Source organism: Pseudomonas borbori, assembly GCF_900115555.1.
Classification (GTDB): domain Bacteria; phylum Pseudomonadota; class Gammaproteobacteria; order Pseudomonadales; family Pseudomonadaceae; genus Aquipseudomonas; species Aquipseudomonas borbori.
In genome coordinates this window covers 1-12,609 of sequence record NZ_FOWX01000057.1, presented here as the reverse complement: position 1 = coordinate 12,609, position 12,609 = coordinate 1, and the positions used below count along the sequence as shown (strand labels likewise).

14 protein-coding genes and 2 pseudogenes are annotated in these 12,609 nt (G+C 65.7%); all 16 read left to right on the top strand.

Going from position 1 to position 12,609, the window contains the following annotated elements; all coding sequences use genetic code 11:
* The coding region (locus BM315_RS23205; RefSeq protein ID WP_170862303.1) for an ATP-binding protein at nt 1-296 on the top strand (296 nt) is incomplete at its 5' end.
* Nucleotides 297-352: 56 nt separating this feature from the next.
* Nucleotides 353-1,507 (top strand): annotated as a pseudogene (locus BM315_RS23200) (type IV secretory system conjugative DNA transfer family protein); the annotation flags it as partial.
* The gene (locus tag BM315_RS23195; RefSeq protein ID WP_090505955.1) at nt 1,504-1,926 is read left to right on the top strand and encodes a CopG family transcriptional regulator; all 423 of its coding nucleotides are present in this window, start codon (nt 1,504-1,506) and stop codon (nt 1,924-1,926) included. The pseudogene BM315_RS23200 and the gene BM315_RS23195, both read left to right, overlap by 4 nt.
* Nucleotides 1,923-2,927, top strand: a complete 1,005-nt coding sequence (trbB, locus tag BM315_RS23190) for a P-type conjugative transfer ATPase TrbB (protein WP_141124018.1) — start codon at nt 1,923-1,925, stop codon at nt 2,925-2,927. The genes BM315_RS23195 and trbB overlap by 4 nt, the downstream gene beginning before the upstream one ends.
* A complete protein-coding gene (locus tag BM315_RS23185; protein ID WP_090505953.1) occupies nt 2,924-3,265 on the top strand; it encodes a TrbC/VirB2 family type IV secretion system protein in 342 nt (113 codons plus the stop codon). The genes trbB and BM315_RS23185 overlap by 4 nt, the downstream gene beginning before the upstream one ends.
* On the top strand, nt 3,262-3,534 hold the full coding sequence (locus BM315_RS23180; RefSeq protein WP_090505951.1) for a VirB3 family type IV secretion system protein: 273 nt from the start codon (nt 3,262-3,264) through the stop codon (nt 3,532-3,534). Before BM315_RS23185 ends, BM315_RS23180 begins: the two co-directional genes overlap by 4 nt.
* An 11-nt stretch (nt 3,535-3,545) precedes the next feature.
* The gene (gene trbE, locus BM315_RS23175) at nt 3,546-5,975 is read left to right on the top strand and encodes a conjugal transfer protein TrbE (protein ID WP_090505949.1); all 2,430 of its coding nucleotides are present in this window, start codon (nt 3,546-3,548) and stop codon (nt 5,973-5,975) included.
* A complete protein-coding gene (trbJ, locus tag BM315_RS23170) occupies nt 5,972-6,709 on the top strand; it encodes a P-type conjugative transfer protein TrbJ (RefSeq protein WP_090505947.1) in 738 nt (245 codons plus the stop codon). Before trbE ends, trbJ begins: the two co-directional genes overlap by 4 nt.
* A 10-nt stretch (nt 6,710-6,719) precedes the next feature.
* Complete coding sequence (locus BM315_RS23165; protein ID WP_090505945.1) at nt 6,720-6,902, top strand: hypothetical protein; 183 nt, start codon at nt 6,720-6,722, stop codon at nt 6,900-6,902.
* Nucleotides 6,899-8,077 (top strand): P-type conjugative transfer protein TrbL, encoded by a 1,179-nt coding sequence (trbL, locus tag BM315_RS23160; protein WP_090505943.1) that lies wholly within the window; start codon nt 6,899-6,901, stop codon nt 8,075-8,077. Before BM315_RS23165 ends, trbL begins: the two co-directional genes overlap by 4 nt.
* Nucleotides 8,078-8,089: 12 nt before the next feature.
* A complete protein-coding gene (gene trbF / locus BM315_RS23155; RefSeq protein WP_090505941.1) occupies nt 8,090-8,797 on the top strand; it encodes a conjugal transfer protein TrbF in 708 nt (235 codons plus the stop codon).
* The gene (gene trbG / locus BM315_RS23150) at nt 8,794-9,783 is read left to right on the top strand and encodes a P-type conjugative transfer protein TrbG (RefSeq protein WP_090505939.1); all 990 of its coding nucleotides are present in this window, start codon (nt 8,794-8,796) and stop codon (nt 9,781-9,783) included. The genes trbF and trbG overlap by 4 nt, the downstream gene beginning before the upstream one ends.
* Nucleotides 9,784-9,785: 2 nt before the next feature.
* The gene (locus tag BM315_RS23145) at nt 9,786-11,051 is read left to right on the top strand and encodes a TraB/TrbI/VirB10 family type IV secretion system protein (RefSeq protein WP_090505937.1); all 1,266 of its coding nucleotides are present in this window, start codon (nt 9,786-9,788) and stop codon (nt 11,049-11,051) included.
* Complete coding sequence (locus tag BM315_RS23140) at nt 11,048-11,269, top strand: DUF2274 domain-containing protein (RefSeq protein ID WP_090505935.1); 222 nt, start codon at nt 11,048-11,050, stop codon at nt 11,267-11,269. Before BM315_RS23145 ends, BM315_RS23140 begins: the two co-directional genes overlap by 4 nt.
* A gap of 213 nt (nt 11,270-11,482) precedes the next feature.
* Nucleotides 11,483-12,280 (top strand): annotated as a pseudogene (locus BM315_RS23135) (Fic family protein); the annotation flags it as partial.
* A gap of 81 nt (nt 12,281-12,361) precedes the next feature.
* Nucleotides 12,362-12,609, top strand: a 248-nt coding sequence (locus tag BM315_RS23130) for a helix-turn-helix domain-containing protein (RefSeq protein ID WP_170862302.1), incomplete at its 3' end; no start/stop codon positions are given.

Below are 12,609 nucleotides of genomic sequence, written 5' to 3'. Positions count from 1 at the left end.
GCAACCTGGCCAAACAATTGCTGCACATGGACGCAGTGATCCTCGACGAACTGGGCTACTTACCCTTCCCAGACTCCGGTGGGGCGCTGCTGTTTCACCTGATCAGCCAGCTCTACGAAAAGACCTCGCTGATCATCACCACCAACTTGTCCTTCGGCGAATGGGTCAGTGTTTTTGGCGACGCCAAGATGACCACAGCACTGCTCGACCGCATCACTCACCACTGCGACATCCTCGAAACCGGCAACGATTCGTTCCGCTTCAAGCAGCGCAAAAAGGCAGTGAAAAACACCTGAGCGACTGGAAACTTTTGGACGCTGTTACCTGGAAAGTTTTGGATGCTGATTGACAGGCCTGCACCTTCGAACTGACGTTGCAGCGGATGATGAGCACTTCGCACCTGGGCGATGCGCCCCATCCGGTGGTGGCCTCGGCCGCGCGGGAGGTGCTGAACAAGAGCGAGAACGAGCGCTCGGGTGTGCTGTCCACCGCCATGTCCTTCCTCGGCCTGTACCGCGACCCCACGGTGGCCGAGGTCACGTCGCGCTGCGACTGGCGCATCGCCGACCTGATCTCGGCCGAGCATCCCGTCTCCCTATACCTGGTGGTGCCTCCTTCGGATATCAGCCGCACCAAGCCGCTGATCCGCCTGATCCTCAACCAGATCGGCCGGCGCCTGACCGAATCATTGGACGGTGCCGACGGCATCGAGCGCCGGCACAAGCTGCTGCTGATGCTCGACGAATTTCCGGCGTTGGGGCGGCTGGACTTCTTCGAGTCGGCCCTGGCCTTTATGGCCGGCTACGGGCTGCGCGCCTTCCTGATCTCGCAGTCGCTCAACCAGATCGACAAGGCCTACGGCCAGAATCACTCGATCCTCGACAACTGCCATGTGCGGGTGACCTTCGCCACCAACGACGAACGCACCGCCAAGCGCATCTCCGAGACACTGGGCACCGCCACCGAGTTGCGCGCGCAGCGCAACTACGCCGGCCACCGACTGGCGCCCTGGCTGGGGCACCTGATGGTGTCGCGCCAGGAGACCGCACGCCCGCTGCTGACGCCCGGTGAGGTGATGCAACTGCCTACCGACGAAGCAGTGGTGATGCTCTCCGGCCATGCGCCGATCCGGGCGAAGAAGCTGCGCTACTTCGCCGATAGCAACTTCCAGCGCAGGGTATTGCCGGCGCCGCAGCTGCAGCCGGGTCGCTACGCCGATGCGCCCACCGCACGTGCGGATGACTGGAGCAGCCTGGCCATGCCCGCGGCCGTTGGCGTTCCGCCGGCAGGCTTGGCCGATGGCGAGACCGTCGAGGATGGCGGCCTGCGCCGTCAGCCCGAGTTGGAGGAAGCTGCCCAGTTGCCGGACCTCGACGACCTGACCAGCGACCTGCTGCTCCTCGACGAGGACGACATCCCCACCCCCTTCCCTCCCCAGCCCGATCCACGCCTGCAGCGCGTGGCACGGCTGGCCGCCCTCGACCCTGACGACGGAATAGCCCTATGAGCCGAGCCCGCCTGAACCTGTTTATCCAACCCGAGCACGCCAAGCGCCTGAACGAACTTGCGATCACCAAAGGCGTGTCGAAGTCGTCGATCATCGCCGCGGCGCTCGCCTCCTGGCTGTCGCCGGACTCCGGCGACCAGCGCGAGACGGCCATCGCCAAGCGCCTGGATCGGCTGTCGCGCCAGTTCGAGCGGCTGGAGCGCGACCAGCACATCCTGATCGAGACTGTCGCGCTCTACGTGCGCTACTACCTCACTGTCAGCACACCAGTGCCCGAGGCCCATCAGGAGGCGGCACGAGCGCAGGGCAAGCTGCGCTTCAGCCAGTTCGTCGAGCAACTCGGCCGTCACCTGCAGCGCGGGCGCAGCCTGGTCAGGGACGTACACGACGAGGTTCAGGCCACGGGAGAGCACCCATGACTGCCGCCTCCACGGTGCTGAGCGCAGCAGCCACCTCCCTGGATCGCCGCACCCGCATGCTGCGCACGGCGTTGGGCCCGCTGATCGCTGCGGCCCTGGATGATCCGGACGTGGTCGAGGTGATGCTCAACCCCGACGGCGTGCTCTGGCTGGATCGCCTTTCCGCTGGCCGCGCCCGATTGGGCACGCTGCCGGCTGCCGACGGCGAGCGGATCATCCGCCTGGTTGCCGCACATGTCGGCGCGGAAGTCCATCGGGGCAAGCCGCTGCTGAGCGCCGAACTGCCGGAGTCCGGCGAGCGCTTCGAGGGCGTGCTGCCGCCTGTAGCAGCCGGGCCGACCTTTGCCCTGCGCAAACGCGCCGTCGGCGTCATCCCGCTACGGCAGTACGTGGCCGACGGCATCCTCACCGCCGCCCAGGCCGAGTACCTGCGAGGCGCCGTGCGTGAGCGGCAGAACATCCTCGTCGCCGGCGGTACCAGTACCGGCAAGACCACCCTCGCCAACGCGTTGCTCGCAGAGGTAGCCGGCAGCGGCGACCGCGTTCTGGTGCTCGAGGACACGGTCGAGCTGCAGTGCCCGGCCCTCGATCACGTCGCCCTGCGCACCCGGCCCGGCGTGGTGTCCATGGCCGATCTGGTGCGCACCACTTTGCGCCTGCGTCCCGACCGGGTGGTGGTCGGCGAAGTGCGGGGCGGCGAGGCGCTGGACCTGGTCAAGGCCTGGGGCACCGGTCACCCGGGCGGTATCGCCACGATTCACGCCGGTTCCGCCCAGGGCGCCCTGCTGCGCCTGGAGCAGCTGATCCTGGAGGTCGCCCTGGCCGCGCCACGGGCGCTGATCGCCGAGGCGGTCAACCTGGTGGTGTTCCTCGCCGGGCGCGGCCGCGCTCGCCATGTCCAGCAGATCGCCCGAGTCGTCGGCCATAACGAGCGTGGCTATCAACTCCATCCCATCGAAGCCATTCCTTCCCTGTCCTCTGCCTCAGGAAATCAGCCATGAGTCTCCTCCATGCTTGCGTTGTTTCTTGGCGGCGCGCCGCCAATACCCTTCTGCTGGGCGCACTCTGGCTAGGCGTGTCCTTGCCGGTGCTCGCCGCCGGCTCCGGCATGCCCTGGGAAGGGCCGCTGCAATCGATCCTCGACTCGGTGCAGGGCCCGGTGGCGCGCATCGTCGCGGTGATCATCATCATTAGCACCGGCCTGACGCTGGCCTTCGGCGACACCAGCGGCGGCTTCCGCAAGCTGATCCAGATCGTCTTTGGCCTGTCGATCGCCTTTGCCGCCTCCTCGTTCTTCCTCAGCTTCTTCAGCTTCGCCGGCGGGGCGGTGGTTGCATGAACGGCGAGCGCGACCTCATCCCCGGTTTCGAGGTGCCACTGCACCGCGCCCTGGCCGAACCGATCCTGCTCGGCGGTGCGCCGCGCAACGTGGCGATCCTCAACGGCACCCTGGCGGCCGTGGTCGGCCTGGGCCTGCAGCTGTGGATTCCGGGCCTGGTGCTCTGGCTGGTCGGCCACTCGCTGGCAGTCTGGGGCGCACGGCTGGATCCGCAGTTCCTGCAGGTCTTCGCCCGGCATATCAAGCAGCGCCCGCTGCTGGACGTGTGAGGAGTATCGCCATGCTGAGCCTCAGCGAATACCAGCGCCGCCCCGCCCAACTCGCCGACTGGCTGCCCTGGGCCGGCCTGGTCGCCCCGAGCGTGGTGCTGAACAAGGACGGTTCTTTCCAGCGCACCTTGCGTTTTCGCGGACCAGACCTGGACAGCGCCACCCAGGGCGAACTGGTGGCCACCTCGGCGCGCCTGAACAACGCCCTGCGCCGGCTGGGTTCGGGTTGGGCCTTGTTCATCGAGGCCGAGCGACTGGCGGCCGCCGACTACCCCGAAAGCGACTTCCCCGAGCCGCTGTCCTGGCTGGTGGACCAGGAGCGCCGCGCCACCTTCGAGACGCGGAGCAGCCACTACGAGAGCGCCTACCACCTGACGCTGCTCTACCTGCCGCCGGAGGAGTCGCGTTCGCGTGCGGCCGGCCTGCTCTACGAACACCGGGCGCAGCGCGGTGTCGACTGGCGTGAGCGACTGGCTGCCTTCACCGCCGAGTGTGATCGCTTCTTTGACCTGCTGGACGGGGTGATGCCGGAGCTCAGTTGGCTCGACGACAGCCAGACCCTGAGCTTCCTGCACGCCACGGTATCGACCCACCGCCAGCGCCTGGCCGTGCCGGAGGTGCCCTTCCACCTGGACGCCCTGCTGGCTGACAGCGCATTGACCACCGGCCTGGCGCCGCGGCTGGGCGAGCAGCACCTGCGCGTGCTTTCGGTGCGCGGCTTTCCGACCTCGACCTGGCCGGGTCTGCTGGATGACCTCAACCGCCTGGGCTTCGCCTATCGCTGGTCGACCCGCTTCATCTGCCTGGACAAGGATGAGGCCGAGAAGGAACTGCTGCGCCTGCGCCGGCAGTGGTTCGCCAAGCGCAAGGGTGTCCTGGCGCTGCTGCGCGAAGCGATCTTCCAGCAGGAAAGCCCGCTGGTCGACAGCGACGCGGCGAACAAAGCCGGCGACGCCGACGCCGCCCTGCAAGAACTAGGCGCCGATCAGGTCGCCTTCGGCTATGTGACGGCCACCGTGACGGTCAGCGACCGCAATGTCCAGGTCGCCGACGAGAAGCTGCGCCTGGTCGAGCGGGTGATCCAGGGCCGCGGCTTCGTCACCATTGCCGAGAGCCTCAACGCGGTGGAGGCCTGGCTGTCGTCCATACCAGGCAACGTCTACGCCAATGTGCGTCAGCCGATCATCTCCACCCTCAACCTGGCGCACCTGATACCAGTCTCGGCGGTCTGGGCCGGGCCTGCGCGCAACGAGCATCTGGGCGGCCCGCCGCTGATGGTGACCCGCACGGATGGCGCGACACCGTTTCGCCTGGTCACCCACGTCGGCGATGTCGGCCATACCCTGGTGGCCGGCCCTACCGGCATGGGCAAGTCGGTGCTACTGGCGACCCTGGCCCTGCAGTTTCGTCGTTACCCGGGCGCGCGCCTGTTTCTCTTCGACATGGGCCGCTCGCTGCGCGCGACGGTGCTGGGCCTGGGCGGCGAGCACTACGATCTGGGCGGCGATGGCGACCTGGCCTTCCAGCCCCTGGCACGCATCGACCAGACTGGCTACCGCGCCTGGGCCGCCGAGTGGCTGGAGGCTCGTCTGCTGCAGGAGGGGGTTGCCGTCGGCCCCGAACAGAAGGCCACGCTGTGGACCGCCCTGGACAGCCTGGCCGGCGCGCCCGAGGCACAGCGCACGCTGACCGGCCTGTCAGTGTTGCTACAGGACAACGCCCTGCGCCAGGCCCTGCAGCCCTACGTGCTGGGCGGCGCTCACGGCCGGCTGCTGGATGCCGACCAGGACCGCCTCGGTACGGCCGATGTGCAGTGCTTCGAGATGGAGGAGCTGATGCACAGCAAGGCGGCGGTGGCCGCCGTGTTGAGCTACCTGTTCGCCCGCTTCGAGGAACGTTTCGACGGCACGCCGACATTGCTGATCCTCGACGAGGCCTGGCTGTTTCTCGACGACCCGCTGTTCGCTGCGCGCATCCGCCAGTGGCTCAAGACCCTGCGCAAGAAGAACGTCTCGGTGATTTTCGCCACCCAGTCGCTGGCCGACATCCAGGACTCCGGCATCGCCGCGGCGATCATCGAGAGCTGCGCCAGTCGCATCTTCCTGCCCAACCCGCAGGCCGGCGAACCGCAGATCCGCGGCATCTATCAGGGCTTCGGCCTCAACCACCGGCAGATCGAGATCATCGCCCAGGCCACGCCCAAGCGCGATTACTACTACCAGTCGCGCCTGGGCAACCGCCTGTTCGACCTCGACCTGGGACCGGTGGCACTGGCCTTCGCCGCCTCCGCCAGTCCGGCCGAACAGCGTGAGATCAACCGGATCCTGGAGGCGTCCGGCACCGCGGACTTCGCCCCTGCCTGGTTGCGCCATCGCGGCCTGGACTGGGCCGCCGAGCTGCTCGCCACCCATACCCCGCCACGCAAGGAGTGCCTGCCATGAATCCCCGTATCTGCCGTTCTGCCTTCATCGCGCTGCTGACGCTTGGACCGCTGGTATTGCAACCGGCCACTGCCTTCACCGTGATCGACCCGACCAACCTAGTGCAGAACACCCTGACCGCGGTACGCACAATGGAAATGATCAACAACCAGGTCAGCCAGTTGCAGAACGAAACCCAGATGCTGCTGAACCAGGCTCGCCACCTGGCGACCCTGGACTACGACGTGGTCAACCGCCTGCGCGTGAGCCTGGCCAGCACCGAGCGCCTGCTGGCCGAGGCCCAGGGGCTGGCCTACGAGGTGCAGCGTCTGGACCAGCAATTCGCCCGCCTGTATCCGGCCGAGTACACGAGCAGCGTCAGCAGCCAACGCCTGGCCCAGGAAGCGCGCGAGCGCTGGCAGCAGGGCCTCGACGGGCTGCACACGGCCATGCGCGTGCAGGCACAGGTAACGCAGAACCTGGCCCAGGATGAGAGCGCGCTGGCCGATCTGGTCCAGCAGAGCCAAGCCGCCGGTGGTGCGCTGCAGGCGGCCCAAGCCACCAACCAGTTGCTGGCCCTGCAGGCCAAGCAATCGATCCAGGCCCAGCAACTGCAGATCACCCAGAACCGCGCCATCGCCCTGGAACTCGCGCGCCAGGCGGCCGCGGCCGAGGAGGCGCGCGAACTGCGGCGGCGTTTCATGGGCAGCGGCACGCCCTACACCCCCTACCCCGTGCAGTTCTACCGGCAGTGAGGGCTTGGCGATGAGAGTTCTATTTCTACTGCCGCTGCTGCTCGGGCTGGTTGCCTGCGACCATGGCGGAGAGCCGGATGACGCCCGCGCCCTCCACGACCGCTTCTACTCCGGTTGCGCTCACGCCGGCGAGTTCCTCACGCCCGAAAGCCTGCCGGCCATCCCGCCGAGCTTCGACGAGGACGTGCAATGAACGACGTCAGCGTGATCGACCGCTTCCTCGAGGTGTTCGGCCAGTACATCGACTCGGGCTTCGGCCTGCTCGGCGGCGAGGTGGCCTTTCTCACCCTGACCCTGGTAGCCATCGACATGACCCTGGCCGGGCTGTTCTGGGCCATGGGCGGCGAGGACGTCAGCTCGAAGCTGATCAGGAAGATCCTCTATGTCGGTGCCTTCGCCTTCATCATCGGCAACTTCAATGTACTGGCCCAAATCGTCTTCAACTCCTTCGCCGGGCTGGGCCTGCTGGCCTCGGGCTCCGCCCTGAGCCAGGCCGAGTTCCTCCAGCCGGGACGGCTGGCTGCCATAGGTGTCGAGGCCGGTGGCCCACTGCTCGAGCAGATCAGCAACCTCAGTGGCTTTCCCAAGGTCTTCGGCAACCTGCACAGCATCCTGGTGCTGTTCCTGGCCTGGCTGGTGGTGATCGTCAGCTTCTTCTTCCTGGCCATCCAGCTGTTCGTCACCCTGATCGAGTTCAAGCTGACGACGCTGGCCGGCTTCGTCCTGGTGCCCTTCGCGCTGTGGAACAAGACCGCCTTCCTTGCCGAGAAGGTGCTGGGTAATGTGGTGGCGTCCGGCATCAAGGTATTAGTGCTGGCGGTGATCGTCGGCATCGGCAGCGGGCTGTTCGCCGAGTTCCAGGCGGTGCCGGACAAACCCAGCATCGACCATGCCCTGGTGGTCATGCTCGCGTCGCTGGCGTTGCTCGGCCTGGGCATCTTCGGCCCAGGCATCGCCACCGGTCTGGTCTCAGGAGCGCCGCAACTGGGAGCCGGCGCGGCGGCCGGCACCGCGCTTGGCGCCGCGGGCATGGCCGCCGGTGCAGCCGCCGTGGCCACGGGTGCCGGTGGCGCCGTGCTGGCCGGCGCCCGTATGGCGCCTGGCGCGGCACGCCTGGCCATGGGCGGTGCCAAGTCATCGGCCGCAGGCATGGCGCCGGGTTCTGCAGCAACAGGTGCAGCGACAGGCGGTGCGGCCACGGCGGCCGGCTCATCGACAGCCCCCACCAAGCAACCCGACTGGGCCAGGCGCCTGCAGCGCAAGCAGCAGCTCACCCAAGCAGCCACCACCGTCGCGCACACTCTGCGCGGTGGCGATGGTGGCGGCTCGTCACCCGGGCCGCAAGTGCGCGACCCATCAAACTCGTGAAGGAGAACGAAGATGCGATTCAAACGTCCGCGGGTGCGCTACAGCGACACCCCACAACCGGCCACGCCCTACCAGGCAGCGGAACAGGCCTGGGATCGGCGCATGGGCAGCAGCCTGGCGCAGGCACGCAACTGGCGGGTGATGGCTTTTGGTTGCCTGAGCCTGGCCCTGCTGATGGCCGGCGGCCTGGTCTGGCGCTCGGCCCAGTCGATGGTCACGCCCTATGTGGTGGAGGTCGACAGTCTCGGCCAGGTGCGCGCCGTCGGCGAAGCCGCCAATCCCTATCAGCCCCAGGATGCGCAGATCGCCCATCACCTGGCGCGCTTTATCGAACGGGTGCGCGGGCTGTCCATCGACCCGGTGGTGGTACGGCAGAACTGGCTGGAGGCCTATCACTCCACCACCGACCGCGGTGCTGCCACGCTCAACGATTACGCCCGTGCCAACGATCCCTTCACCCGGGTCGGCAAGGAGTCGGTGTCCGTCGAGGTCACCAGCGTGGTGCGGGCCAGTGATAGTTCGTTCCAGGTGCGCTGGATCGAGCGCCGTTTTGTGAATGGTGCGACCGCCGGGCTGGAGCGTTGGACGGCGGTGATCTCGCTGGTACTGCAGCCACCGCGTACCGAGGAGAAGCTGCGCCGCAACCCGCTGGGCATCTACGTCAACGGCCTGTCATGGAGCCGTGAACTGGACACTACGGAAGGAGCCAAGAAGCCATGAAAACCTACCTGAATCTCTGCATCTGCCCCCTGCTGCTGGCAATGCTGGCCGGCTGCGCCAGCCAAGGCGAGCCGCCGGTGATCGCCCTGGACGAACCGGTGCAGACGCAGCGCCTGCCGGAGACGCCCAAGCCCATCGAGGTAGTGGCGGTGCCGAAACCCTTGGCCCTGCCGGCGCAGCTCAAGCCGCTGCCGGACGGCCAGGCGAGCAAGCTAGCCAAGGAGCCCGCCGATGAACGCGTGCGGGTCTCGCGCGCCAACCGCGACGCGCGAATCGCTCCGACCCGCGAGGGTTATATCAACGCCATCCAGGTCTGGCCCTACTCCAATGGTGCGCTGTACCAGGTCTACACCAGCCCGGGCCGGGTCACGGCGGTCAACCTGCAGCCCGGCGAGGAACTGGTCACCGTGGCCGCAGGCGACACCGTGCGCTGGATCGTCGGTGACACCTCCAGCGGCAGTGGCGACGAGTTGCGCGTCAGCGTGCTGATCAAGCCGACGCGGATCGACCTCAAGACCAACCTGCTGATCACCACCACGCGGCGCACTTACCTGATCGAGCTGACCTCCACCGCGCAGGCCTGGATGGCCTCGGTGTCCTGGGACTACCCCAAGGATCGCCTGCTCGCCCTGCAACGACGCGCCTCTTCAGCCCAAGCGGCAGCACCGGTCGATGTCGGCCTGGCGCTGGAACAGCTGCGCTTTCGCTATGCGATCAGCGGCAGCAACCCGCCCTGGAAACCACTGCGCGCGTTCGATGACGGCAAGAAGGTGTATATCCAGTTCCCGGCCGGCATCGCCCAGGGCGAGCTGCCGCCACTGTTCGTGATCGGCCCGCAGGGTGACGGCCAACTGGTCAACTACCGTTTCCGTTCGCCCTACTTCATCGTCGATAGGCTGTTCGGCGCCGCCGAGCTGCGCCTGGGCGCGGACAAGGGGGACGTGGTGCGGATCGAGCGCACCGATGGCGTGGCGCGGAGGCCCTGAGCATGAGTGCTACGGACGATGTTCAAACCGATGCGCCTTCGCCACTGCCACCCAAGGAGGCACCGGAATCCCTGGAGCTACGCGCGCAGCCGCGCCCGGTCACCCGCCTCAACCCACGCATGCTGGCGCTACTCGCCGGTGGGCTGGCCAGCGCGGTACTCGGGGCCATGCTCTGGTCGCTACAGCCCCAGCAGCGTCGTCATGGCACGGAGCAAAGCGAGCTGTACAACGTCGACCGCGTGACTCGCTCCGAAGGCCTGGAGCAGTTGCCGGCCGACTACTCGCAGCTACCGCCACCTCCCGCGCCGGCGGTGCCACAATTGGGGCGGCCACTGCCAGGCGACCTCGGTGGCCCCATTCTCAGAGCTGAACAAGCACAGGGTTACGACTACCGCCATGCCGGCCCCGATCCTGCCGAGGCCGAGCGTCTCGCCAGGCTCAAGGAGGCTGAGGAAGCGGCATTGTCTTCGGTGTTTTTCCGCTCCGGTGGCGGGAGGACATCGAGTGCTGCAAATGCCGGTCAGGTCATGGCCGCCGGCCCTGGGTTGACCGCCGCCGTACCTGCTGACACGGCGGTCTCGCAGAATGGACAGGATCAGAAAGAGGCGTTTCTCAGTAAATCCGCAAATGCACAGATCCGTAATTCCGGATTTCTGCAAATGCCCGACTCGCCCTACCAGGTGATGGCCGGCACCGTCATTGCCGCGGCACTGGTCACAGGGATTAAGTCGGATCTACCCGGCGATGTGATCGCCACGGTAACCGAACCGGTCTACGACAGCGCCACCGGCCAGCATGTGCTGATCCCCCAGGGTTCGCGGCTGCTGGGCCGCTACAACAGCCAGGTGAGCTACGGCCAGAGCCGCGTGCAGGTGGTGTGGCAGCGGGTGATCCTTCCCGACACCTCGTCTTTCCAGCTCGACAACCTGGTTGGCAGCGACGCCGCCGGCTATGCCGGCCTGGAGGATGGCGTCGACTGGCACTGGGATCGGATCGTCGCTGGCGCGGCCATGACCAGCCTGCTGGGCATTGGTGCCGAGTTGGCTGCACCGGCAAATCGAACCGACGGCGACCGGGTCATCATTGCCGGGCGCGACAGCTTGCAGGACACGGTGAACCAGGTCGGCCAAGAGGTCACCCGTCGCAATCTCGATATCCAGCCCACGCTGACCCAGCGCCCCGGCCTGCCGCTGCGCGTGATCGTCAACCGCGACCTGGTGCTGCGCCCCTATCAGCCCTTCTTTAGCCTGCAGAGGAACCCACAATGACCCCGAACAAGCTGCGCCTCGGCCCCTTGCCGAAAACCGAGAACCTGAAAGTGACGTTCATCTGCCCAGCTAGTCTGAAGGCCGACCTCGAACGCTACGCGGCAGTGCATTCGCAAGCATATGGAGAAGAGGTTGATGCCCTGACGCTCATCCCGCACATGCTGGAAGCCTTCATGGCGAGGGATCGGGTGTTCAAGAAACTTGGTACAGCAACCTGAAGGCGGAATTTGTCCGTAACTGCCATATTGCTGTCACGGCCTTGGCTCGGAGGTGTTGGTTGCGATTGTGAGCGCGAGCTTTCGCCGAAAGACACTCGGATGAAATCGACACGAGCGAATCAAGAAAAAATCAGTAGAATCACCTGAAATGAAGATTTTCTTGTCTCAATCAAGAAAATCTGCGGGCCAGAGTCAAGCTAAAGGATTTTTGACATGCACCTAGTCGGTTACGCCTGGCTACGCGAAGCCATGCAGCTGTCTGCATTCCCCTTGCGCCTGCCAGCCATTGTGCAACCTGTCACTCGCCTGAAAAAGATAGGTCAAACCTTGGCGGTACCATCGGCCACCGCGCCCGCAGCCGATGATTTGCTTGGCCACATGCTATTTGCCCTGAAGCACGAAGGGGTCAATCTCGCCATCTTGGCCCAGGCCTTACCCAAGATACCAGTCACTACGCTGGAGCGGGCCCTGCAGGAGGCTCCCAACGGTATCTACATCCGCAAAGCGTGCTATTTGAGAGAGGCTTTTACCCACGAGGAAGTTCCTCAGCATGCACCGGTTCGGGGCGCCTTCGTACCGCTCTTCGATCCCAAGCGCTACGTCACCCGCTCGGGTGAGAGAAACTCGCGATGGCGGGTGGAGTTCAACGGCCTGGGCAACTTGAACTACTGCGCCACCGTAGAAAAAGCCTCAAGGCTAATTGAACTTCAGGAGCACGACATTCTTGGTCGGGCAAAAGCGTTCATGGAGTCACTGCCGCCGGTCATGATGGATCGGGCGATCAACTGGGCCTATTTGCATGAGACTAAGGATTCGTTTGCTATCGAACGCGAAGCGCCAAGTGAGGATAAGTCCCGGCGGTTCATTCAATTGCTACGCCAGGCACACGAGCGTCAACCACTGACCGAGGAATATCTCGTTGCATTGCAGAACGCCACAGTATCAAACCCCTACGATTTAGCTGCAGCATTCAGGCACGAGCAAAACCACCTTGCGGGCGCTCTAAGCGGTCACCAATAAATAAGGTCATAATAATGACCCCGTAGACCCGATGATTGGCCCCCCCCATCCATGAAGCACAAGCCCTTACCGTTGACCGAAGAAGAGATCCTCAAGCTGGAAGAGATCGTTCACAAGGGCACAGATTGGCGCAGCCGGGATCGGGCAGGAACGCTGCTGCGACTTGCGCGCGGTGATTCGCCTAAGGCGGTGGCCGAAGCTTTTGGGGTCTGCACCCAAACCGTCTACGAACGTCGACAACAGTGGTTGAGCAAAGGCTTTTCGGGCCTGTTTGATGCGCCCCGCTCGGGTGCCCCAGGCAAGCTGTCGGCCTATCTGTC

Bases quoted from the DNA above. Each gene is read 5' to 3' on its own strand.
- BM315_RS23195 (WP_090505955.1), top strand. From the start codon at position 1,504: ATGAGCCGAGCCCGCCTGAACCTGTTTATCCAACCCGAGCACGCCAAG.
- trbB (WP_141124018.1), top strand. From the start codon at position 1,923: ATGACTGCCGCCTCCACGGTGCTGAGCGCAGCAGCCACCTCCCTGGAT.
- BM315_RS23185 (WP_090505953.1), top strand. From the start codon at position 2,924: ATGAGTCTCCTCCATGCTTGCGTTGTTTCTTGGCGGCGCGCCGCCAAT.
- BM315_RS23180 (WP_090505951.1), top strand. From the start codon at position 3,262: ATGAACGGCGAGCGCGACCTCATCCCCGGTTTCGAGGTGCCACTGCAC.
- trbE (WP_090505949.1), top strand. From the start codon at position 3,546: ATGCTGAGCCTCAGCGAATACCAGCGCCGCCCCGCCCAACTCGCCGAC.
- trbJ (WP_090505947.1), top strand. From the start codon at position 5,972: ATGAATCCCCGTATCTGCCGTTCTGCCTTCATCGCGCTGCTGACGCTT.
- BM315_RS23165 (WP_090505945.1), top strand. From the start codon at position 6,720: ATGAGAGTTCTATTTCTACTGCCGCTGCTGCTCGGGCTGGTTGCCTGC.
- trbL (WP_090505943.1), top strand. From the start codon at position 6,899: ATGAACGACGTCAGCGTGATCGACCGCTTCCTCGAGGTGTTCGGCCAG.
- trbF (WP_090505941.1), top strand. From the start codon at position 8,090: ATGCGATTCAAACGTCCGCGGGTGCGCTACAGCGACACCCCACAACCG.
- trbG (WP_090505939.1), top strand. From the start codon at position 8,794: ATGAAAACCTACCTGAATCTCTGCATCTGCCCCCTGCTGCTGGCAATG.
- BM315_RS23145 (WP_090505937.1), top strand. From the start codon at position 9,786: ATGAGTGCTACGGACGATGTTCAAACCGATGCGCCTTCGCCACTGCCA.
- BM315_RS23140 (WP_090505935.1), top strand. From the start codon at position 11,048: ATGACCCCGAACAAGCTGCGCCTCGGCCCCTTGCCGAAAACCGAGAAC.